Source organism: Candidatus Avedoeria danica (assembly GCA_016703025.1).
GTDB lineage: Bacteria > Chloroflexota > Anaerolineae > Epilineales > Epilineaceae > Avedoeria > Avedoeria danica.
Genome location: JADJCV010000004.1, coordinates 838,109 through 860,794 on the forward strand (window position 1 = coordinate 838,109; position 22,686 = coordinate 860,794).

14 protein-coding genes are annotated in these 22,686 nt (G+C 71.4%); 6 read left to right on the top strand and 8 right to left on the bottom strand.

Going from position 1 to position 22,686, the window contains the following annotated elements:
• Positions 1-83: 83 nt before the first annotated feature.
• On the bottom strand, positions 84-1,241 hold the full coding sequence (locus IPG72_06780) for a glycosyltransferase family 4 protein (protein ID MBK6768701.1): 1,158 nt from the start codon (positions 1,239-1,241) through the stop codon (positions 84-86).
• On the bottom strand, positions 1,238-2,017 hold the full coding sequence (rpiA, locus tag IPG72_06785; protein ID MBK6768702.1) for a ribose-5-phosphate isomerase RpiA: 780 nt from the start codon (positions 2,015-2,017) through the stop codon (positions 1,238-1,240). The genes IPG72_06780 and rpiA overlap by 4 nt, the downstream gene beginning before the upstream one ends.
• A gap of 155 nt (positions 2,018-2,172) precedes the next feature.
• Here rpiA and IPG72_06790 point away from each other — a divergent pair, with 155 nt between their 5' ends.
• The 3 genes from IPG72_06790 (at position 2,173) to IPG72_06800 (ending at position 7,678) form a co-directional block, all read left to right on the top strand.
• Positions 2,173-3,435 carry a hypothetical protein gene (locus IPG72_06790; GenBank protein MBK6768703.1) on the top strand — a complete coding sequence of 421 codons (1,263 nt, stop codon included), beginning with the start codon at positions 2,173-2,175 and terminating at the stop codon, positions 3,433-3,435.
• A gap of 441 nt (positions 3,436-3,876) precedes the next feature.
• Entirely contained in the window at positions 3,877-5,136 is a 1,260-nt protein-coding gene (locus tag IPG72_06795; protein ID MBK6768704.1) for a hypothetical protein, read from the top strand.
• 82 nt (positions 5,137-5,218) lie between these two features.
• Positions 5,219-7,678 (top strand): hypothetical protein, encoded by a 2,460-nt coding sequence (locus IPG72_06800; protein MBK6768705.1) that lies wholly within the window; start codon positions 5,219-5,221, stop codon positions 7,676-7,678.
• A gap of 242 nt (positions 7,679-7,920) precedes the next feature.
• On the opposite strand, the gene IPG72_06805 is transcribed toward IPG72_06800, so the two are convergent.
• Together IPG72_06805 and IPG72_06810 are read right to left on the bottom strand one after the other, a co-directional pair.
• Positions 7,921-9,333 (bottom strand): Glu/Leu/Phe/Val dehydrogenase, encoded by a 1,413-nt coding sequence (locus IPG72_06805; protein ID MBK6768706.1) that lies wholly within the window; start codon positions 9,331-9,333, stop codon positions 7,921-7,923.
• Between the two features lie 237 nt (positions 9,334-9,570).
• The gene (locus IPG72_06810) at positions 9,571-10,290 is read right to left on the bottom strand and encodes a YceI family protein (protein ID MBK6768707.1); all 720 of its coding nucleotides are present in this window, start codon (positions 10,288-10,290) and stop codon (positions 9,571-9,573) included.
• Between the two features lie 189 nt (positions 10,291-10,479).
• On the opposite strand from IPG72_06810, the gene IPG72_06815 reads away from it, so the two are divergent.
• From IPG72_06815 to IPG72_06825, 3 genes are all read left to right on the top strand, one after another.
• Entirely contained in the window at positions 10,480-12,405 is a 1,926-nt protein-coding gene (locus IPG72_06815) for a PhoX family phosphatase (GenBank protein ID MBK6768708.1), read from the top strand.
• A 183-nt stretch (positions 12,406-12,588) separates the two neighbouring features.
• The gene (gene rfbC, locus IPG72_06820) at positions 12,589-13,146 is read left to right on the top strand and encodes a dTDP-4-dehydrorhamnose 3,5-epimerase (protein MBK6768709.1); all 558 of its coding nucleotides are present in this window, start codon (positions 12,589-12,591) and stop codon (positions 13,144-13,146) included.
• Positions 13,139-14,062, top strand: a complete 924-nt coding sequence (locus IPG72_06825) for a hypothetical protein (protein MBK6768710.1) — start codon at positions 13,139-13,141, stop codon at positions 14,060-14,062. The genes rfbC and IPG72_06825 overlap by 8 nt, the downstream gene beginning before the upstream one ends.
• Positions 14,063-14,138: 76 nt before the next feature.
• Here IPG72_06825 and IPG72_06830 read toward each other — a convergent pair whose 3' ends face one another.
• The 4 genes from IPG72_06830 to IPG72_06845 all read right to left on the bottom strand — a co-directional run bounded on the left by IPG72_06830 (position 14,139) and on the right by IPG72_06845 (position 22,679).
• Positions 14,139-17,363 carry a hypothetical protein gene (locus IPG72_06830; GenBank protein MBK6768711.1) on the bottom strand — a complete coding sequence of 1,075 codons (3,225 nt, stop codon included), beginning with the start codon at positions 17,361-17,363 and terminating at the stop codon, positions 14,139-14,141.
• A 98-nt stretch (positions 17,364-17,461) separates the two neighbouring features.
• A complete protein-coding gene (locus IPG72_06835) occupies positions 17,462-19,564 on the bottom strand; it encodes a glycosyltransferase family 39 protein (protein ID MBK6768712.1) in 2,103 nt (700 codons plus the stop codon).
• Positions 19,561-21,981 carry a hypothetical protein gene (locus IPG72_06840; GenBank protein MBK6768713.1) on the bottom strand — a complete coding sequence of 807 codons (2,421 nt, stop codon included), beginning with the start codon at positions 21,979-21,981 and terminating at the stop codon, positions 19,561-19,563. The genes IPG72_06835 and IPG72_06840 overlap by 4 nt, the downstream gene beginning before the upstream one ends.
• 77 nt (positions 21,982-22,058) lie before the next feature.
• Positions 22,059-22,679, bottom strand: coding sequence for an HD domain-containing protein (locus IPG72_06845; GenBank protein MBK6768714.1), 621 nt, complete (start codon positions 22,677-22,679; stop codon positions 22,059-22,061).
• Positions 22,680-22,686: the final 7 nt, after the last annotated feature.

Genomic DNA, 22,686 nt, shown 5'->3' on the forward strand with positions numbered 1-22,686 from the left:
CTCTCGGCAACGGCGGAACGGACGAACGGACTCGAAACGCATTGTGCGGAGTTTGGCGGTGATGCGCAAGGGTCGCCGCTTGCTCAGTCGCCCGCCACTGCCACGGCATACACCTCCGCCGTCGCCAACGCCGTCCGTCGCCACGTGGCCGTCGCGGCATGCGCGCGGCCGTCCTCACCCAACCGCGCGCGCAGCGACGCATTCGTTCCGAGTGCCGCGAGCGCGAGTTCGAGCGCCGTGCCGGCCGTCGGGTCCGCCACCAGCGCCCCGCACGGCGCGGCGTCCCTCAACCCGCCGCGGCCGGACGACACGACCGGGCATCCCGAGGCCAGCGCCTCGAGCGCCGTCAGACCGAAGCCCTCGTGCAGCCCGACGCAGGCCGTCAGCTCAGCGCCGGCGTAGAGCGCGTGGAGCGTCGCGTCGTCGACCGGGCCGATGGGCAGAACGCGTTCTGCGACGCCAAGCGCCGCGGCGGTCGCGCGCACGCCGGCGTCCGCGTCGCCCTCCGGGCCGACGAGGACCAGGTTCGGCACCGGCTCGCCGACTTGACGGTGGACATGCGCGTACGCCTCCACCAGCCGAACGACGTTCTTCAACACGGTGCACGCCCCGACATGCAGCCACCACCGCCGGCCGACGACGCCGGCCAGTTCGTCCGACAGTGGCGCGGGCGGCTGCATCCAGTGCTCGCCGGCGCCCGGTCGGACGATGCGCATCCGGGTCGCGGTGTGCGGCCAGCGCCGGAGGACCGCTTCGCCCGTCGAGCGCGACACGCACACGATGGCCGTCGCCCGCGGTACGGACGCGCGGAGCCAAAGGCCGGCCAGCCAGCGTTCGCGGTACGGGAAGAGCGCCGGCACGTCGATCACGGCCGTGTCGTGCACGGTGACGACCGTCGGGCGGTCGTGGCGAAGCGGCGCGCGGCCGGTCGTCGCGTGAAAGAGCGCGATGCCCGGTTGCCGAGCCTGTCGGGCGGCTTCCCACTGCAGCCAGGCCAGGGTCGGGCGGCGGATCAATGCCGGCGGCGGCGGCGCGATGTGCGCGCGTGGGCTCGGACCCTGACCGGCGTGGAACCGGGCCAACCAGGCATCCGGCCGATTCGTCAGCGGCACGACGGTCAGGGGGCGGCCGGCGGCGCGGTCGGGCAGGTGCGCGATCAGCTCGGCCACATACCGTCCGACGCCGCCCGTTCCCGGCCGCACCGGGCTGGCGTCGACGGCCACGACCAGCGGCCGTGTCAACGCGTTCGCGTGCGGACCGTCACCCCGTCGGCGGTGGCGATGAACGCGGTATCCGCGAGTCCGAGGAACAGCCCCGTGGCCACGACGCCGGGCCGTTCGCGCAGCGCGCGCTCGACTTCCGCACCGTTGGCAATGCCCGCGGCGAACCGGCAGTCGAGGATCAGGAGCTGGTCGTCCGTGACGACGGCCTCCCCGTCCGGCCGAAGACGCAGCGTCGGTTCGGCACCGAGGGCGCGGATGGCGCGCAGGTGGGTCTGCCAGGCGAAGGGGACGATCGCCACCGGCAGCGGTGCCCTCGTGCCGAGTCGATCGACGACCTTGCTACCGTCCGCCACCACGACGAACCGCGCGGCGGCCCGCGCGACGATCTTCTCCCGCAGGAGCGCAGCGCCGAGCCCCTTGATCAAGTCGATCGAAGGATCGATCTCGTCCGCGCCGTCGATCGCCAGATCGAGCTCGGGCACGACGGCGAGCGTGGCCAGCGGGATGCCGAGCGCACCGGCGAGCCGCTCGGTGGCCGTCGATGTCGGGACCGCGACGATGTCCCGGAGCTCGCCCGTCGCCAGCCGACGCCCGACGGCGCGCGTCGCCCAGTCGGCCGTCGAGCCCGTGCCGAGGCCGAGGCGCATGCCGCTGAGGACGAGCGCGGCGGCAGCCTCGCCGGCCGACTCCTTGGCGGCGTCGATGGCGCTGGAATGGCGCGTCTGGTCGGCGGTTTCGTTCCCGGTCACATCCGTGCTCGCTCGGTGCCGTTCTGTTCCATCGAACTGTTCCATCGAACCGTCGGGCAGTATAACTTCAGGCAGAACATCATCGCGCAGAACATCATCGCACAGACTAGCTTCGGGCAGTCTAGCTTCGGGCAGTATAACACCGTGCCGGGCCCGCTTCCGGCACAGGATCGCCCTCCCCCGACCCTCGAGGCCGACGCATGGATCCCCACGTTCCCGCCGCCTACTTGCGCGAACCCTATCGCACCAGCATCGAAACGACCGTCGCCGCACGCGGCGACGACGCGCGCGGCCCATGGATCGAGCTTGTGGACACCGTCCTCTACCCGGAAGGCGGCGGCCAGCCGTCCGACCGCGGCTTCGTCGACGGCCAGGCCGTCGCCGACGTGCAGCGGGTTGCGGGCGTCATCCGGCACGTCCTGGAAGCCGGGGCGGCATGCCCCGTGCCGAAGGCAGCGGTTCATGTCGAGCTGGACTGGGACCGCCGATTCGATCACATGCAGCAGCACACCGCACAGCACGTGCTGACGGCGGTCGCCGCCGACCGATTCGGCTGGCTGACGACGGCGTTCCACCTCGGTCCGGACACGTCGGACATCGAGGTCGCCGTGCCCGAGCTCGGTCGGGACGGGCTCGAGGCGCTCGAGTCGGCTGTGGCGATCGAGCTGCGCGCGGCCCACGTCGTGGGGAGCACGTACGTCGATCCAGCGGACCTCGGCGGGCAGGGGGTTCGGTCCCGCGGCCTGCCAGAGGCGCACAGCGGTCCCGTCCGCCTCGTCTCGATCGGCACGCTGGACGTCGCGACGTGCGGCGGCACGCACGTCGCCAACACGGCCGAAGTCGAGGCGCTGGCGCTCCTCGGGGCGGAACGGATGCGCGGCGGGGTGCGGCTGACGTGGGTGGCCGGCGGGCGGGTCCGGCGGCGCATGGCAGCGCACGAGGCGCGAACGGCGGTCCTCCGACGGACGCTCGGCGCCGCCGACGGCGCGCTCCTCGACGCGGTGGACGCGCAGATGGCTCGCCTGGCCGCGGCGGAGCGCCGGGCGGTTGACCTGGAGGCAGAGATCGTAAGGTCGACTGCCGAGCGGATCGCAGCGCCGCGAGACGCCGGGACGTGGGCCGAACCCCTGCCGGACGGCCCGCCGAGCGTGCTGACCGCCTACGAAGCGGACGCGCCGGCGGCGCGGCTGACGGCGATCGCGCGCGCCGTCACGGCGCTGCGGCCGGATAGCCTGATCGTCGTCGCCGGTGGGACGGAACCGGACGGGCGCGTCGTCATCGCGTCGGCCGCTTCCGCGGACGATCGACGCGTGCGCGCCGTTGCGGAAGCCGTGTTTGCGGTGCTCGACGGACGAGGCGGCGGGCGGAACGGCTTGTACCAAGGTTCGACGCCGTCGCCGGAACGGCTCCGTTCAGCGCCCGCGTCGCTGGCCGCGGCCGTACAGGCCGCCTGGTTGCGGTGATTGCCAGGTTCCGGGAATTGCCTGGTTACGGTCAATGCCGTGCGGCGCCAACCCCAGTCGCGCGGCCAATCGCCCGCTCCGCTCGCGCGGAATCCGCCCGCGCTAGGCGCGCGTTTACGGTTTCTTTACAATTTGGTCCGAAGCCTGACTAGCCTGCGGACAGCGCTTGGCGTTATGGCAGCCTAGTGCTCCACCACTGAACATGCTCGTGGCGGCCACCAGAGTAGGGAACCCCTGGAATCCACAGTGGTGGAGTACTAGTGCGACATCCGGACGGGGCAAGTCCGTCGTGCGCCCGCTGCCGGCGCCGTTGCCGCATGTCCTGAGACGGTGCCCCCGCTTCCCGATCGCCCGTTCTTGGCGACCCGGTCCGACCCACACAGAAAGAGGCTCCCGATGCTCCGACCCACCGCGTGGCGTGTGCTGCGTCTGATGTTACCCGTGGCACTTGTCGGCGCTGTCAGCGCCGGCGCAACGCCATGGCACGGGCTCTCGGCTCCGGCCTTCGCGATGCCGCAGCAGCAGACCGTTCAAGCGGCGACCGGCATCGGCGCGTCGATGCACGACAACGCCCTGACGTGGCGGACGACGCCGTCGACCGTCGTGCAGGCGCAATTGCGCGAGGGGACGACGGTGCGCGCCAACGGGCAGCCGAGCGTATCGGATGCGCAGGGGTTCGTCCGGATCCAGTTCGGTGGTGCGGGGGGCGGCATGGGCGGCGGCGGCAACAACCGCGGGCCGTTCATCAACAGCGGCTACACGATCGCCCTCACGCCCCAGGGCGCAGCCGAGCAGACCGCGGCCGTGCCCGACCTGGCGGCCGACATCGATATCGACGGCGACAAGGTCGTCGGCAAGGCGCCGGCCGGCGCCAGCGTCGACGTCGTGCTGAACGCCGGGCCGAACGTGACGGCGGCGATGACGAACACCGTCACCGCTGCGGCGGACGGGACGTTCAGCACCTCGTTTTCCGGGCGTGACCTCGTCGCCGGCCACGGCGGCCAGGCGACGATCACGACCGCGGACGGCAACACGTTCTCGGCCCGCTACGTGGCCCTCAACGCCACGGCGGCCATCGGCGCGCGTTCGATCAGCGGGTCGGTGACGCCGGGCGACAGGGTGAACGTCGGCTTCAGCGCCCCGGATGGGGCCGCGCGCGGCCGTGGTCAGGTCGCCACCGTGCGGCCGACGGCCAACTGGAACGTTGCGGCCGGCGGGGGCGGGGGCGGCGGCGGCGGCGGTGGGCCGACCGCTCTGCAGCCGCTGCGCGTCGGCGACACCGTCACCGTGACGGTGACGAGCGCCCTTCCCGGTGGCACCCGCACGCTGCGTGGCGTCGCGCCGGCGGTGTACATCGATCAGGTGTCGACTTCGGATCGCAAGGTGGTCGGCCGCGCGCCGGCCGGCATGAAGGTGACGGTCGAGGCACTCTCGCCGTTCGGCGGCACGCCGCCCACGGCCACGGCGACGTCCGCGGCCGACGGCACGTTCAACGCGACGATGCCGGGCACGGACCCGATCGGACCGGGCTGGCGCATCCGCGTCGGCGTCGAGGTGGCACCGGGCCTCACGATCGTGACGATCGACGCGATCGAACAGGTCCGCGTCGGGATCCACACGAGCCAGGTGACGGGCGTGGCGGACCCAGGCACGCTCGTCACCGTCGCTGCGCGCCGCCAACGGCACGCAGAAGGCCGTTGACGACGATGTCTCGAACAACGCCGGCGCGTACGGCGTCGGCTTCGGCGGGGCGAACGCGATCGCCATCGGCGACCGCGTCGAGGTGAACTTCGTGGCGGGCGATCCGATCATCATCCCGGTGGGCAACGTCACGGCGATGACGGACAAGGCGTCCGACCGCGTGTCCGGCGAAGCGCCGGCCGGCACGACGGTGACGGTGTCGCGCCAGCAAGGCGGCCAGACGACCCGCAAGACCGTGCCCGTGGATGCTTCAGGCCAATACGTGGCCGACTTTGCCGGCACGCTGGACATCGACGACCCGATGGCGGGCGAGGTGGCGGTTCGCCTGCTGAGCGGTCATGAGCTCGTCTCGTCGTGGGCGGCGGTGCGGATGTCGCTGGAGATCAACGACACGTTCGTCAGCGGCAACGGACCCACCAGCCGCTCGGCGAGCCTGCAGCTGGTGGACAACAAGGGCGTCGTCGTGGCGACGGGCGTGGCGAATATCGGCGGCGGCGGCGGCGGTCCCGGCGGCGGCGGTGCGGGCGGCTTCGGCGGCAACTGGTTCGTCAACCTGACCGACACGACCGACCAGCCCGTGCGGATCCAGGTCGGGGACACGCTGCGCGCGACGGTGGGCGACGACATGTTCAACCTCGTCGTGCCCGAACTGCGCGGCGTCGCGTTCGTGGCCGATGACCTCGTGAACGGCGTCACGTCGCCGGCCAAGACGGTCGGCATCGATGTCGTCCGGCCGCTTGTGGGCGACGATGCGACGGCCGAGACCGTTTCGGACGGCACCGGCAACTTCAGCCACAGCTTCAGCGGTACCTTCGACCTGCAGCACAACGACAGCATCACGTTCAACATCGACGAGGGCGGGCACACGATCCTCAGCCAGATCTTCGTGCCCGGTCTGCGCCTCGACCTCGACACCGGCACGCTCGTCGGGTCGTGGCGGCCGCTGGCGGACGTCGCGATCACCGTCCTCTCGGGTGGCCGGACGCTGTACACCGGCTCGGCCAAGACGGACGTCGACGCGATCTTCTCCGTGACGATGGTCGACGGCACGGGCGAGCGCGTTCGCCCCAAGCAAGGCGATGTCGTCCGCGTCGTGCCGGCCGGCGCACCGGCCGAGACGCTCGAGATGACGATCCCGGAGCTCAGCGTGGCGTTCGACGAGGAGGCGAACAGCGTCTCCGGCCGGGCGACGCCCGGCGGCCACCTCGAGCTGAACGTCGGCGACGCGATCGCGCGGCCGGTCATCGGCGGTGGCCCCGGCATGGGCGGGGGCGGCTTCGGCGGCAACCGCAACGCCGAACCGACGATCAATGCCGACGGGACGTGGACGCAGAGCTTCCAGCCGCCGTACAACGTCCAGCCCGGCTCACGGGCCAATCTGATCTACCGCGTCCCGATTGGGCACCGTGTCTCGATGACCCGCTACGTGCCGATCCTCGTCGCCCAGCACGGCGGCAGCCACGCCTGCGGCCTCGTCGGGACGCCGCGCGACGCCGTGACGGCGGACCTGAACGACGCCGGCGGCGCGTCGCTCGGCCACGCCGAGGGTCCGGCCGGCTACAACTCGCAGTTCGACTTCGAGCTCGCCAAGGGCGGGACGCCGGTCACGACGGCCGCGGGTCAGATCGTCAAGGCCAAGCTCGGCACGAAGGACGTCAGCGTCACGCTGCCCGCACTCACGGTCTCGGTGAACTGGACGACCGGCCAACTCACCGGCACGCTACCGGCCGGTACGATCGTCCTGCGCAAGTTCCCGGCCGGCGGGTGCCTCGACCTCACCGGCGGCGGCCCCGGCGGCGGTGGCGGGGCCGTGCAGTTCGCGCTCACGAACGCCCAGGGCCGGTTCCAGTTCCAGCCGATCCCCGGCTTCCAGCGCGACCCGGGCGACGGCTTCGAGATCGGGCTGTTCACGGCCGACGGCCACTACGTCTACCGCCACGCCTACCGTGCGCGCGGCGAGGTCTATGTCCACACGGACCGCGTCACCGGCCAGGCGCTGCCCTCGAGCCCGGTCGTCGTGACGGTCAAGGCGGCGGACGGCACCACACGCGGCAGCGCGGCCGGTGTCGCCAACGCCGCCGGACGGTTCGACGTCCGCGTGAAGGACGCCGGCGGTCAGGCGCTGTCGTTGGAGCCCGGCATGACGGTCCACCTCGAGGCCAGCGGCGACACGGCGGACATCGCGGTCGAAGAACTGGACTTCGACTGGAGCCCCGGCCCCGCCAGCACGATCCGCGGCACGACGACGGCCGACCGTCAGATCCGCGTCTACCTGCGGCTTGCGAGTGGGCGGACGATCGGCTTCGATCGCGGCTCGGACCCGTCCGGCGCGTTCAGCTTCGGCGTCGGCGACGTGCCGCCGCGGGCGGACTGGTCGATGGCCGACGTGACCGGCGTCCGGATCGAGACGGACACCACCAACGGCCATATCCTCGTGGCCGAAACCGGCGACTCCGTCGGCCCGGTCCCGACACCGACGCGACCGCCGACGACGGGCGGCAACCAGATCTACCTGCCCTTCGGCTACCGCTACAAACGCTGATCGCGCAGCGCGATCGCGCAACCGCGCAGCGAACAAGAATGGGCCGGCGCCACGTGCGCCGGCCCATTCTTGTTCGCTCGATGATCGCCTTGTCGGCGTGTTCGTCGCGATGACGCGAACGCGGTCTCAAGCCCGCCCGTTGTGCCGACGGAGAGTTGTGCCGACGGAGGGTTGTGCCGACGAAGCGCTGTGCCGACGGCAAGTTGGGCCGACGGCAAGTTGGGCCGACGGCAAATCGTGCCTTACGGAAAGATGCCGAGTTCCGAGTAGCACAACGCGATCTTGTCGATCGCGCTGACGAACGACGCCGTTCGCAGGTCCGGGCAACCCTTGCGCTCGTGCTGAATGCGCCGGATCTGGCGATAGGCATCGACCATGGTGTCCTCGAGGCCGGACTGGACGATGTCCTCCTCCGAAGCGCCCTTGGCCAGCGCCCGGATCTCGATCTCGGAAAGACGCTTCTCGGTCATCGACTCCATCGCCTGCAGCAGGCCGCGGTACGCCGACTCTTCGAAGCGTCGCTCCATTCGGCCGAAGCGGACGTGCGAAAGGTTCTTGAGCCACTCGAAGTAGCTCACGACGACGCCGCCGGCGTTCAGGTAGGAGTCCGGGATGACGAGCACGCCGCGTTCGGCCAGCATCTCGCTGGCGCGCGACGTCGTCGGGCCGTTGGCGCCCTCGGCGATGATCTTGGCCTGGATCCGCGGCGCGTTCTCCTCGGTGATCTGGTTTTCGAGCGCGGCCGGCACCAGGATGTCGCACGGCAGCTCGAGCGCATCGAGGGAATGCGCGATGTACGTGCTGCCCGGAAAGTTCGCCACCGAGCCCGTGGCCGCGCGATGGGCGATGAGCGCCCGCACATCCAGCCCGTCCGGGTTGTGCACCGCGCCCTCGCGCTCGGCGACGGCGACGATGACGGCCCCTCCGTCCTGCAGGAACTGCGACGCATGGGAGCCGACGTTGCCGAGCCCCTGCACGATGACGCGCTTGCCGGACAGGCCGACCGTCAGGCCGAGCCGCGCCATGTCCTCGGGCACGTCACACGCCTCGCGCACCCCGAAGTAGACGCCGCGGCCCGTGGCCTCGGTTCGGCCGCGAATCCCGCCCTGCGCGACCGGCTTGCCGGTGACGCAGCCAAGCGCGTTCAGTTCGCCCGGGACCATCGCCATGTACGTGTCGGCGATCCACGACATCTCGCGCGGGCCCGTCCCGAAGTCGGGCGCCGGGACGTCGACGCCCGGGCCGATGAAGTTCTTCTTGACGAGCTCGAACGTGTAGCGGCGCGTGATCCGCTCGAGCTCACGATCGGAGTAATTGTGGCGGTTGATCCGGATGCCGCCCTTGGCGCCGCCGAACGGGACGTCGACGATCGCGCACTTGTAGCTCATCAGCGCCGCAAGCGCCATCACCTCGTCCTCGTTCACGGCGTCGGCGAAGCGGATGCCGCCCTTGGTGGGCTGCTTGTGGTGGCTGTGCTCGACGCGCCAGGCGTGGATGGACTCGATCGAGCCATCATCGCGCTTGAGGGGAAACGTCATGTGATAGACGCTGTTGCACTGCTTGATCAGCGACAAGAGCGTTTCGCTGTGATCGGTCAGCGCAGCGGCACGATCGAAGTTGCGGTTGACCTGGTCGAAGAAGCTGATCTGGCTCATGGATGGGGTCACCTTGTGGCGGGGTCACCGTATGGCGGGCGGGTCCGTCGACCCGACTGTCCACCCGCGCGCGCGTTGGGTGAACGCGCTGGGACGGGGCGCTGGGTGAACATGATCAGCGCCAGGCAATGCCCGGCGCCGCGCCTGAGTGTATGCCAATCGCCGCCGCCGGCAAGGTGCCGCGGCGGCACGGTCGGCCCAACGGACCGCCCGCCGCCGCGGCACCGCGACGTTCGTTCATGCCTCGCCGGCGAGGTCGATCTTGATGAGCACGTTGTCGCGCACGAGATCGTCCGGCTGGCCCGGATACCGGATCTCCCAGTCCTGGCGATTCACGGAGAACTCCGCCTTGGCCTTGACCGTCTTTTCGGCGACTTCGACCGTCGCAGGAAACGAGACCTGGCGCGCGATTCCGCGGATCGTGAGATCGCCCGTCACGGTGTGCGTGGCGCCGGCCTCGCCGCCCTCGACGATCGCCGTCGAAACGAACGTCGCCGCCGGGTGGGTCTCGACATCGAAAAAGCTGTCGCTGCGCAGGTGCTTCTCCAAGCGCTCGTTGCCGCCAGCGGTGGCGTCACAGCCGACAGTGTTCACATCGACGGTGAACGAGAGCTTGGCCGTCGCGACGGTGCCGTCGCCGGGATCGAGCGTGCCGTCCCAAGTGGAAAAGACGCAGTCGTGGGTGCGCGTGATCTTGCTGGCCACGAAGCCGATCGAGCCGGAAAGGGCGACCACGCCGACCGGTGCGGCCCCGTCGACCGCCGCAGCTGCAACATCCGGCGCGGCCTCCTCGACCGGCGCCACGAGCGCGACCTCGGGGTTTGCCGACGGCGCAACGACCGTGGGCCCGGAGGAGACCTGGGCGGCGGGCGCGTCGTCGGCGGGGTTGGGCGCGCATGCGCCCGCGGCAATGAGGAGTGCGGTGCCGGCAGCCCAGGTGAATCGTCGAATCGTCATGTTGGAGACAGCCTTTCGTCCGTAGGGGCGGAGAAAGTGCGTTGACCGGCGTTTCGCACGCGCCTAAACTTCGTGCCGCCGGCCGAGCCTGGAATGATAGCGACCGCCCTCGCGGGTCGCATACTTCCACGTTCGATCGCCCCGCCGCCTCGCCGCCCAACCGCCCCACCGCATGGACGACAGCGCCCGATGCCTGACCGCGACACCGACGAACCGGGACAGCGTGCGTTGAGCGCGGGCGGCAGGGGTGCGACGTTCGCCGACGTCGTCGCGCGACGCTGGTCGCGCCGGGACTTCCTGCGCAGCACGGCCATGGCCGGGCTCACGATCTACCTGCCGAACGTCCACAACCGCACGATTCCCACTGCCGAGAGCCGGCTTGGCTTCGGCCACGTATCAAGCACGGTCGGTGACCGCATGGCGCTGGCCGATGGGCACCGCGCCTCGACGCTGCTCCGGTGGGGCGACCCGCTCTTCGCGGATGCGCCGGCGTTCGACCCGCTGCGGCAGACGCCTGCGGCACAGGCGCTCCAGTTCGGCTACAACTGCGATTTCGTCGGCTACTTCCCGCTTCCGCGGTCCACCGAATCGTGGCGTCGCGGACTGCTCGTCGTGAACCATGAGTACACGAACCCCGAGCTGATGTTTCCGAACTACAACGCCGCGCTGCCGACCGCACAGCAGGTGGCCGTACAGCTCGAGAGCCTCGGACTCTCGATCGTCGAGGTCGTCCACGAAGGGGGTGAGTGGCAGCCGGTGCTCGGCAGTCCCTACAACCGTCGGATCACGGGCACGACGGAGTGCCAGATCACCGGTCCGGCGCTCGGCCATCGCCTGCTGCGCACGGCGGCCGACCCGCTCGGCCGTGCTGTGCGCGGCACGTTCGCCAACTGTTCTGCCGGGCGCACGCCGTGGGGGACGGTGCTCTCCGCCGAAGAGAACTTTCACGACGCGTTCGGCAACCGCCGCAGCTTGACCGACGACGACGAGGACTTGCTGAACCACGCCCGCTCTGGGGTCGCGACCGGCGTCTCCAAGTGGGCGTGGGAGAGGCATGACGGCCGCTTCGACCTCGGACGCCACCCGCACGAACCCTACCGCTTCGGCTGGGTCGTCGAGGTCGATCCGTACGACCCCCAATGGGTTCCGCGCAAGCGGACGGCGCTCGGGCGGATGCGGCGCGAGGCGGCGAACTCGGTCGTCGCACCGGGGGGGCAGGTGGCGTTGTACTCCGGTGACGACACGGCGTTCGAGTACGTCTACAAGTTCGTGACGCGCGGCCACTTCAACCCGAACGACCGTGCGGCCAACCGCGATCTGCTCGACGAGGGCACGTTGCACGTGGCGCGCTTCAACGCGAACGGGAGCGGCGACTGGCTGCCGCTCGTGCACGGCCAGGGTCCGCTGACGAGCGTGAACGGGCTGCCCACGCAGGGTGATGTCCTGATCAACACGCTCAAGGCGGCCGACCTCGTCGGGGCCACGAAGATGGACCGGCCTGAGGACATCGAGATCGCGCCGGACGGCACGGTCTACATCGCGCTTACGAAGAATGCCCAGCGCGGCGTGCCCGGCCAGCCCAAGGCGGACCCCGCGAACCCGCGGGTCGAGAACAAGCACGGACACGTGATCGAGCTGATCGAGGACGCGGGGGATCACGCCGGGCGGCGATTCAGGTGGCGGCTCTTCCTGGTCTGCGGCGACCCGGCGGATCCGACGACATACTTCGCAGGCTACCCGGCCACCGGCGGGATCTCGCGCATCAGCTGTCCGGACAACCTGGCGTTCGATCACGCCGGCAACCTCTGGATCGCCACCGATGGACAGGCTGAGGCGTTCGGGATCAACGACGGCCTGTTCGTCGTTTCGGTCGATGGTCCGGAGCGCGGCCGGGTGCGGCGGTTCTTCAGCGCCGTGGCCGGCGCCGAGGTCACGGGCCACGCGTTCACCCCCAACGACACCACACTCTTCCTCTCCATCCAGCACCCGGGTGAGGGCAGCACGTTCGCGGCGCCGTCGAGCCTATTCCCGGACGGCACGGCGCCACCGCGCCCGTCCGTGCTGGCCATCCAGCACGTGGACGGTCTGGCCATCGGGTCGGCCGTCGCCGGCTAGTACTCCACCACTGTGGATTCTAGGGGTTCCCTAATCTGGTGGCCGCCACGAGCATGTTCAGTGGTGGAGTACGAGTCCACCACCACTGCACAGTCTCCGGGTTCCCCCCCTAGTGGCCGCCCCGAGCGTGTCCAGTGGTGGCGCACTAGGAGACCGCGGCCCAACGAGATAGAATCGCCGATCGTGAACGTCATCCCCACGGACCTCCCCGGCGTGCTTATCCTCGAACCGCGCGTCTTCCGCGACGGCCGGGGCTGGTTCGTCGAGACATGGCAGTCCGAACGCTATGCCGCACTCGGTTTGCCGTCGACGTTCGTGCAGGACAATGTCTCCCGCTCGGTGCGCGGGGTGCTGCGCGGGCTGCACATCCAGAACCCGCGACCGCAGGGCAAGCTCGTGACCGTGCTCGAGGGCACGGTCTGGGACGTGGCGGTGGACGTACGCCGCGGCTCCCCGACGTTCGGCCGGTGGGCGGCCGTCGAGCTGAGCGGCGAGACGCTCCGCCAGTTCTGGGTGCCGGCCGGCCTCGCGCACGGCTTCCTCGTCCAGAGCGAGTCGGCCGTCTTCAGCTACAAGTGCACGGACGGCTACGATGCCGCCGCGGAGTTCGGCGTTCGGTGGGACGATCCGGATCTCGCGATCCCGTGGCCCTCCGCGTCACCGATCGTTTCTGGCAAGGATGCGGTGCTGCCGTTTCTGCGCGACATCGCGCCCGATCGGCTCGTGGCGTTCGATGGATAGCCATCTCGCCGATGCGCGGGTCATCATGGAAGCGACGCCGCCGCTCATCCAGCACCGCGACAAGGCGTACGCCATCCTCGAGCACTGCCTGCGGGCATACACCCGCTTCGACGCGCTGTCCGTGCCGGACATCCAGGACGACGGGGAGTTCAACCGTTCGAGCGTCGAACGCGTCGGCAACCTGGATTTCGCGCGCTGGCTGCAGACGCAGGCGTCCAAGCCGCTGAGCCTGTACCGCGTGAGCGTCGCCACCGAAGCCGAGCCGTTCGCCGCGTGGCTGGACGCGGCGGAGGCGATGGGGGTCCGCGACGTCGTCCTCGTCGGCGGCGACGCGTCGCAGAAGCGGTACGGCGAGCGGGCCCTCGACGTCGCGAAAGCAGCCGAGATCGCCCGCGGCCGCGGCTTTCACTGCGGCGGCATCATCATTCCGACGCGCCGCAAGGAGTTCGTGCCGCGCCCGGCCAGCTACGACGAGCTCGCGCGGCTGCAGCTGAAGATCGCCGAGTCGAAGCTCTCGTTCTACACGACGCAGCTGCTGTACGAGGGCGAGTGGATGAGCTGCTTGCTGCTCGACATGGTCCGCACGATCCCGCTCGATCAGTTCCCGAAGATCTTCCTGACCTTCTCGCCCTTCGTCGGGGAGGACGATCTCAACTTCGCGCTGCGCGCCCTCGGCGTGTACGTGCCGCGCGACGTCGAGCGAACGCTCCGCGGTGCCCGCAGCATGGTGGACGCTTCGATCGCCCAGCTGACGCTCGTCTGGGAGCGCCTCTCGACGTTTGCCGGCGAGATCGGGATCCCGGCCGACCGGCTCGGCATCAACGTCGAGTACCTGAACTCCCGCAACCCGCGCAACGTTCGCGCTGCGTTCGAGCTGGCGGAGGAGTTCGGACGGATGATGGGGATCGACGGCTAGCACCCCGTCACTGGACATGCCTTGGGTGCCATACAGAGTGCGCAGGCCGGCGACTGTGCAGTGGCGGGGTACGAAGCTACCGCCGCCGGTTGAGGCGCCACAGTGACGGCAGGTGGATCACGCACCCGGTCGCCGGGCAGCGGCCGAGCACCGTCGGTGCGGGCGACGGCGTCGCCTCGACCGGCGGCGTGGCGGAGGGCGTCGCCGTGGCGGCGGCCGTCGCGCTCGGCGGGCCGTCGGGCGTCGCGTCGAGCGGCGTCGTCGGTGTGGGCGATGGGGTCAGGCCCGCGGGATCGGTCGGCGTCGGCTCCGTCCCGCCGCCTGTCGGACTCGCGTCGGGCGACGGCGAAGGTGTCGGTGACGGGTCCGGTGTCTGCGTCGGCGTCAACGTCGGCGCCGCCGTCGGCAGGAAGGCGGTCGGGGTGGCGCTGGGCACCACCGCCTCCGCGTACACGGCCGCGCCGTGCCGAAGCGTCCCAACCCAGGCCGACGGGCCGTCGACCTCGAGCGCGGCGATCTGGCCGGACGGGATCCCGCTGGCGTCCGGCGACACGAGATGCCAAGCGTCGCCGATGAGCAGCTTGACGCCGCCGACCGGCGGCAGCACGCCCCGCCCGTGCCGATGGGTCCCGACCCACAGCCGGCCCGTCGGGTCGACGCCGAGCGCGCTGACGAGCCCGTCGTTCAGCCAGCGCTTGCCGACCCAATCGCGTGCGCGGCACGTGGCCAGCGGGCATGCGTCCAACTGCGCGTGCACGTTCTCGCCGCGCGGCCAATGGAAGACGCTGCCGAGCGTCGACCAGCCACCGGCCCAGACCTTGCCTCGCGTTCGGTCGACGGTCACCGCGTTGTAGACGCCGTAGTCGCCGTACGTGCCCATCGTCGAAGCGCTGTCCTTCTTCGTCCAGGACTTCCAGCGGCTGCCGTCGAAGCGGGCAACGCCGCCACCGGCGACCACGATCTGCTCCGGTTGGCCGGGTCCGATCGCAACACGGCGCTCCACCGGATAGTGCGCCGTCCAAACATGGCCGCTCTCGGGATCGATCGCCAGGTCGCTCACGCCGTTGCCGGCATTGAAGTCGGCCGTCACCTGGTGTTTGCGCCACGTACCGGCGGTCGGGTCGAGGACGGCCAGCCCGAAGCCGGTCGCCACGAGGTTGCCGTCGGCGACCCAGATGCGCCCGTCTTGGTCCGCCTCGACGGCGACGGCCTCGCGGTAGTCGCGCGGGCTGTTGTGCGGGTCGTACACCCGCCACACGCCGTCGACGAGGCCGGCAAGGCCGCCATCGAGCCAGCAGTCCGGGTAGTCCGGGCAGCTCGGTGGTGTGCCGGTCATCTGGAACAACGCATCGTTGCGCAGCGCCGACATCCAGGGCTCGCTGCCGTTGCGCAGCGTGATCTGCGTGGCCCGGTCGCCGGCCGGCCCGCGCGTCACGCGCACGACGCCGTCCGCGACGGCGAGGTCGGCGTTCAGCGTCGGCGAGAGCGTCAGCCGGCCGCTCAGCCCGTCGCCCTCGGGTGTGAACGCCATGACGGTGTGGACCGTCGTCGCATCGCCCAGACGGACGAGGTCCAGCGCCTCGGGGAACAGCGCCTCGAAGGCCACCGCCGAAGGGACGTCGACGCGCACCGTCGCTTCGCCCTTGACGGCCGCCGACGTGACCAGCGCCACGCGGCCGACCTCGCGGAACGCGCGCCACCATGTCCAAGCGTCCGTCTGCCGCTGCCAGCGCGCGACCCCACGGTTCTTCATGGCGAACCACGTCGTCTGGCCGAGCGGGTCGTCCGCCAGGGCGGTGATCTGGTTGGACGGCAGCCCGGCGTCGGCGGTCCGCAGCGCTCGCCAGGCCGGCGGCGCCGCCGGCTCGGCCGATCGCTCGGCCAGCCAGACCCCGTCCCCGTCCCCGTTGCGGTCGTCGATCGTGCCGACGATCGGTCGCCCGTCGTCGACCACGATCGCCGACGCGCGGCGGTTGCGCGCGGACGGATCGCCGACGCTCCACGAGGTGTAGACATCGTCCGAGTCGAACCAGCTTGGCGACCCGGGCGAATCGTCGAAGGTGGCCCTCGGGTCGAGGACGGTCAGGCCGAGGCCGACGTCCGTGCCCTCGCCCTGGCTCAGCCAGATCCGACCGGCGCCGGCCTCGACGGCGATTGCGCGGACGACATTGCCCTGCAGCCCGCGCACGTTCGGGTCCGGCCGGCCGCGCGGTTTGATGTAGTACGCCTGTCCGCTGGAGCACGACCACGCCTGGCCGAAGCCGCGCATCAAGAGGACGCCGTGCCCCTGCGTGGCGACCCACATCCGCTCGTCGGCATCCGCGGCGAGCGACCAGATCGTGCGGTCGTAGCACGCCGTGTCCGTCTCGGCCGTCGGATACCAGCGCCGCCACGCGCCGGCCTTGTTGGCCGCGAGGCCCCCGCCCGTGAGCACCCAGAAGTCCGTCTGCCCGAGGCAGTCGCTTTCGTGGCAGTTGCTGGCATCCCACGCGTAGTACGGCCGGGTCCCGACCCAGAGCGTCCCAGCCGAGTCGAGCGCCAGGTCGGTCACGTTGTCCGAGGGCAGCGACTTGAACCGCGGATCGGCCAGCGGATCGCCGGGCAGCGTGACGATTTCCGCTTGGCTGGCGGACGACCATGTGTTGGCGGCCGGATCGAAGCGTGCGATCCCGCCCGGCAGGAACGCGCCGCGCACGCTGCCGTCCTTCGAGGCCGGATGGGGCGCGCCGGCGTCCCACTCCTGTGCGAAGCCGACCCACAGTGTCCCGTCCGCCAGCGGCGCCACGGCCGTCACGACGCGCGCCGGCATGCCGGGCGATGTCGCCGGCGTGACGACCTGCCACTGTTCGCGCTCCGGCACGAAGCGCACGAGCCCGCGCGCCGTGGCGGCCCACACCCCCCCTCCGACCGCCGGCGCGACGTCGTACACCGTGTTGTCCGGCAGGGGGGTCTGCGGATGCAGGTATTGGACGTACGTCCCGGCGGCCAAGGACCAGCGCACGAGCCCGCCGGCATCCGCGGCGACCCACAGCGTGTCGCCGTCCTTGTGCATCGCGTTCACGCGGTCGCCGTTCGCGACGCTGCGCCAGCTGCCCCGCAGATCGGGCGCCGGATCCGAGGCCTGCATGGACGACGGCGAACGATGGGCCGACATGTCGAGGATCGTGGCCAGGATCGCCGCAGCGACGATCACCGCGCGCAGCGCATGGCGCGCGACCGGCAGCCTTGGTGGCGCGGATGCGGTGCGGTGCGTGCGATCGGACTGTGGCTCGAGCGGCTGTGGCGCGAACAATGGCATCACGGATCAGACGGTCCGCAGAAGCGGGCGATACGGCGCGGCGGCTAGCGTAGTCGATGGGCGCGCGGCTGACAAGGCGAGCCCTGCCGACGAACGTCGGTTCACGGGCCCCCGACCGGACTTTGCGTCGCCGATCCCGACGCCTCCCGCCTCGCCAGCCGTCGCACCGCCGCGGGGTCCAGCACCGGCGGCCCGATGTCGACGCGCGTCACGCCGATCCAGTCCTCGCCGGGTCCGATCGCGCCTGAGATGACGGCCGGGACACCCGAACTTGCGGTGCGGATCCGGAGCTGAACCTCTTGCGTCCCCGGCGGCGTGCCGATCGGTACGCCGGCCCGCAGCGCGATCTCGACGATCGATTCCGGCGGCGTGTCTTCGAGGTCGCGGTCGCGCAGCAACGGGTCCACGCCGAGGCTGATCGCCTGTCCGTGCTGCGCGTCCCAGAGCCGGACTTCGACGAACACCTCGCCCGACAAAGGCGCGTGCGGCTGCCAGCGGGTCATCAGCCCGAGCCGCTGCCCGGCGGCGACGGTCGGCCGCTCGAATGCCGCGTCGTTCAACGCCAGCCCGTTCGACCACGTGGCAATGGCACCGGCCGCCGCCCGCGACGATTCCGGCGTCGGCCAACCGCCCACCCGGTACTCGCGCAGCCCGACCCGCAGCCACATGCGCGCGTACTGCCGCCGCTCGACGAGGTCCCATCGCTTGTCGGCGGCCTGCACGAGCGACTCGCCCTCGAAACCGCCACGCGGCATCGGCCGGTCGACGAACCAGATCCTTCCGCCCGCTGCCGGCGCCATCGCCAGCAGCCGCGCCTCGGCCGCGTACCGATCCTCGTTCGGGAAGTGGGGCACCGGGGCCCATGGCAGCGCGACGCCGAGCGCCTTCGCCTCGGCGTCGAACGTGAAGCCGATCAGCGCGTCGTGCAGGACGATCCGATCGCCGGGCACATAGCGGACCGCCAAGTCGGCGACGAGGCTCCGAAGATCGTCCTTGACATAATCCGATGCGCCGAATTGGCGCTGCAGTTGGGCGATCGACACGACCAGGCCCATCGTCGCGGCCGCCAGCAGTGCGGCGACGGACGCGACGGTGGCCGTCCGCCCGATGATGGGCCGCGGCTTGGCGCGGCCGCGACGATCGAACCAGCGCGTGACCGCGCTCGGCAGCCGGGCGCTCGCGCCGACGAGGAGCGCGAAGGCGGGCAGCGCCGGCAGGACGTGCCGCGGGCCGTTGTAGAGCGGGTTGACGGCTGAAAGACCGAGGACGCCGACGATCGGCAGGACGAGACCGGCGATCGCCATCGCCGCGCCGCGCCGCGTGCGCGGGTCCGCGAGGCCGACGCCGGCGCCGGCGAGCGCCAGCAACGCCAGTGGGGCGCTGCGGGCCAGCGGGTGGTCCAGCGACGGCGAGATGCCCACGGCGAACGCCGCCAGCGCCTGACGCACGACGACGTACGCGTCCACCGGCGCGAAGTCCACCTGCGTCGGACCGCCGAGGATCGCGGCCAGCCGCGGCAGTGCGACGAGCGCCGCCGCTCCCGCGATTGCCGCCGCCGCCCAACGCACGCGCGTCGCCGCCCGCCGCCATGCCGCCGGCAGCACGAACGGCGCCTGCGCCAGCGCCACGAACCCGACGAACGGGTGGACGAGCACGCCGACGGCCGCGGCCGCCGCCCAGCGCCACGCCCGTGCGGTCGGATCGCCCGTGCCGGCCGCAATCGCTGTCAGCGCGAGGACGCACGGGACGAGCGCGGCGTACGGACGGAGCTCCTGGCTGTACCAGACGACGAACGGCGCGGCGGTGATGGCGATCGCCGCCGCGATGCCGGCCAGGCGGCCGAACAGGCGGCGGCCGGCGACCCAGGCCAGCGGCACGGCCGTCACGCCGAGCGCGGCGCCGAGAAAACGCTGGGCCCAGATGCCGTCGCCGAGCACGACCCGGCCGGCCGCGAGCACCAGGAAGTAGAGCGGCGGCATCGGATCCGTCGTGGCGAAGCCGTCGACGATGATCCGGCCGCGCACGAGGTCGAGGAAGCCGAGGCCGGCGCGGTGAAGGCTGAGGCCCTCGTCGCTCCACAGGGGCTGGGCGTCAAGCGCGTGGCAGCGAACCGCCGCGGCCAGCAGGACCAGCGCTGCGACCGCACCGCGATCGAGCCGCGCGCCGACCGCCGGTCGGTGCCGCTCGGGTGTGGCATCCGTCATGGACAGGCCCGCACTTCGACAAGATCGTCGAGGACGTACGCCCGATCGGCGACTTCCGTTCCCGCCACAAGCACGTTCAGGCGTGTGCCGTCGGACAGGCGATAGAAGCCGACGGCGATCGCATACGGGCCGGGCGTCAGGTCTTCCGGCAGATCGATCGCGCGCACGTCCTCCAATCGCTCGCCGGCCGACCATGCGCTCGACGGATACGGCAGGCCGCGCTGCGCGATCGCGCCGTCGGCCTGAGCCGCGGCGGTCGTCGAGCCCGGCTGACGCAGGTGGACCATGAGCTGCAAGTCCTCCGTCGGCGGCGCCTCGACGTCGAGGGTGAGCGTGAGCGTGAGCGGGCTGCCGGCGCACACGGAAGCGGGCACGGACCGATCGACCAGCCGAATGTCGACGTTGCCGTCCCCGAACCTGATGTTCGCACCGGCGTCGCGAGGCGTTCGATCCGGGCGGGTCCCGTGCACCTTCACCTGCCCGACGAAGTTGCCGACCACCGGTTGTCCATTCCGGTCAACGGTGACCATACGCTCCTGGCTGTCGCGGTCGAACATGCCGACGGCCACACGGTAGACGGCCGGCGCCGGAACCGGCTGCTCCGGCTGACCGATCGCCACTTCGATCCGCTCGCACACCGCCTCCCCGGGCCGCCATGCCCCGCCCGGCCACGTCCCGCCGCCGGGCGTGCCGTCGTAGCTCGCCATGATCGCGTCCGCCGCGCCGACAAGGTGGACGAACGCGCTCGGCTCGAAATCAGGGCGCCGGATCGCTTGCCAGCACAGGCGCACCGGCCAGAAACCCGGGTTCGCCGCCGTCGGCTCGAGCGGGGTGAACGACAGGAGCGTGACGGCGTCGCCCATGCGCCAATCGACCCGGTCGTCGAGCGCCAGGACTTCGCTCTCCGACAGGAACCGCGGGGGACCGTATGCGCTGCGCAGCGCGATCACCGGCCCGGTCACGGACCACACGACGAGGCCGGCGAGCGCCACGGCCACCCACGCGCCGCGCGGCTTGAGCCGCCCCAGGCCCGCCACGATCAAGACCGTGATCGCACCCAGAGCCGGGAACAGCAACCGCCCCCAGTTCGCCTCGACCTGCCGCATCCACACCACGAGCGTCACGATCGTGATGGCCGACCAGGCCGCGCACAGCCCAAACCCCCACCAACGGCTCCCGCCAACCGTCCGCTCCCCGCCGTTCGTCGCGCCGAGCAAAGCGCCGGCCATCGCGCCGCCCGTTCCACCGCCTACTCCAACGCCCGCTCCACCGCCGCCGACCCGGCGCGTGCGCCACCACGTGGCACCCGTAAGCACGCCGCCGAGCACAGCCGCGGCCACGACCCACTGCGCGACGTCGTACACCCACCGCGGATACCGGACCGTGCCCCAGCCGAACACGCCCCAGTACGACATGAACAGCAGGTCGAACGCATCGTCGCGCGCCAGCCGCGCCAGGCTGTGCGGCACGCGGTGGGCCCATGGCATCGCCAGGTGGAGCGCTCGGCCGAAGAGGGTCCCGTACTGGACGACGTTGCGGATGTACCACCAGCCGCCCGTCGCAATGGCCGCGACGAGCGAGATCGCTCCCCAGCGCACCACGCTGACCATGACGCCGCGTGACGATCGGCTGCGCCAGGCACCGAACACGACGCTCACCGCCACGATCGGCCCGAGCGCCAGCGCGCTCGACTTCGCGAGCGCCGCCAGCCCGTACCATGCCCCGAGCCGCGCCGCCGCGCCGTCGCCCGGTCGATCCGGGAACGCGACGGCCGCGGTCAGCGCGAGCGTCGCCAGCGCGGCCACCGCGGAGTCGTTGCTGGCGGCGCCCGACAGGAACAGGACCTGCGGCGTGAAGGCGACCCACGCGGCGGCGGCGACCGCGAACCACGGCTGGCCGGGTCGAAGCTGGCGCGCCAACCGCCACGCCGCCCATGCCGCCAGCAGGCCGAACAGGGCGGCGACGGCGCGTGCGGCCCGCAGCGCGCGGATGATCGGCACGGCGGGGTCGTCCCACGGGCCGTGGAGGGCGTAGTTGTGCTGCCGCGGCGCAAGGCCGACCCCTTTGAAGCGCGTCGGATTCTCGACGAACGCGCGTGCCAGGTCGTCCGGACCGAACGGCCACGGCAGCGTCGCCGCCGCCGCCAGCACGTAGTACAACGGCGCCTGGCTGGCCTCCTGGCGCAGCGGCGTGTCGAGCATCTCGGCCGTCAGCGGCGGCAGACGATGCGTTTCACGCAGCCACGTGACATAACCCATGTGCCACTGCTCGTCCGGTGTTTCCCACGGTGGGGTCGCGCGGGCGTACACCGTCGCCAGTGCGAGCTGGCACGCCAGGACGAGGGCGAGCGCGAGGCGATTGCGCCTCGGCCGTCCGCGCGGCAGCCGGTCGATCCAACCGCGGGGCGTACGGGCCACGGTGGCGACATCGGGCCCGTCGGCGGCCGCGGCACCGCCGGGGCCCGCGCGCGCGCCCTCGGTCGCCGGCCCGCCGTTCAACGTTCCGGCGCGTCGCCGTCGGCCAGCCAGCCGGCCGCGGCGGCGTGGGCGATGATCCGCCGCACGACGTCTCCGAGGGGCGGCACGTCGTCCGTCACGGGCAGGTTGAGGGTGCGGACCTGATCGACCGAGATGCCGTGGGCCAGCCAGCGCTCGCCGGCGGTCAGGAAGTTGTGGAGGATCGGCTGCAGTCGGTCGATCGCGTTCGCCAGGCGCGCTTCGGGCGATTCCGCCGCGCAGAACTCGTCCCAGATCGCCCGAAGGAGCGTCGACTGGTCGAGGGGCAGCAGGGCGAACAGGCGATCGGCTGCCGCCCGCTCGCGTTCGACCTGCCCGGCGCGGCCGGCCACGTCGTACAGGAACGTGTCGCCGGCGTCGATCTCGACGATGTCGTGCAGGAGCGCCATGAGGATCACGCGGTCGACGTCGATCGGCTCGGGGCTGTGCTCGGCCAGGACGCGGACGTAGAGGGCGACGTGCCACGAGTGCTCGGCGCTGTTCTCCAGGCGGCGGCCGTCCGCGGTCAACGTGCGGCGTTCGACGTGCTTCAGCGCGTCGACGGTCACGAGGAAGCGGAGCTGGGCCTCCAGGCGTGCGTCGAGGTTGAGGTCGGACACGTTCGGC

Excerpts from the sequence above, each read along its gene's own strand:
- rpiA (MBK6768702.1), bottom strand. The coding sequence starts at position 2,017 with ATGGAACAGTTCGATGGAACAGAACGGCACCGAGCGAGCACGGATGTG.
- IPG72_06790 (MBK6768703.1), top strand. The coding sequence starts at position 2,173 with ATGGATCCCCACGTTCCCGCCGCCTACTTGCGCGAACCCTATCGCACC.
- IPG72_06805 (MBK6768706.1), bottom strand. The coding sequence starts at position 9,333 with ATGAGCCAGATCAGCTTCTTCGACCAGGTCAACCGCAACTTCGATCGT.
- IPG72_06810 (MBK6768707.1), bottom strand. The coding sequence starts at position 10,290 with ATGACGATTCGACGATTCACCTGGGCTGCCGGCACCGCACTCCTCATT.
- IPG72_06815 (MBK6768708.1), top strand. The coding sequence starts at position 10,480 with ATGCCTGACCGCGACACCGACGAACCGGGACAGCGTGCGTTGAGCGCG.
- IPG72_06825 (MBK6768710.1), top strand. The coding sequence starts at position 13,139 with ATGGATAGCCATCTCGCCGATGCGCGGGTCATCATGGAAGCGACGCCG.
- IPG72_06835 (MBK6768712.1), bottom strand. The coding sequence starts at position 19,564 with ATGACGGATGCCACACCCGAGCGGCACCGACCGGCGGTCGGCGCGCGG.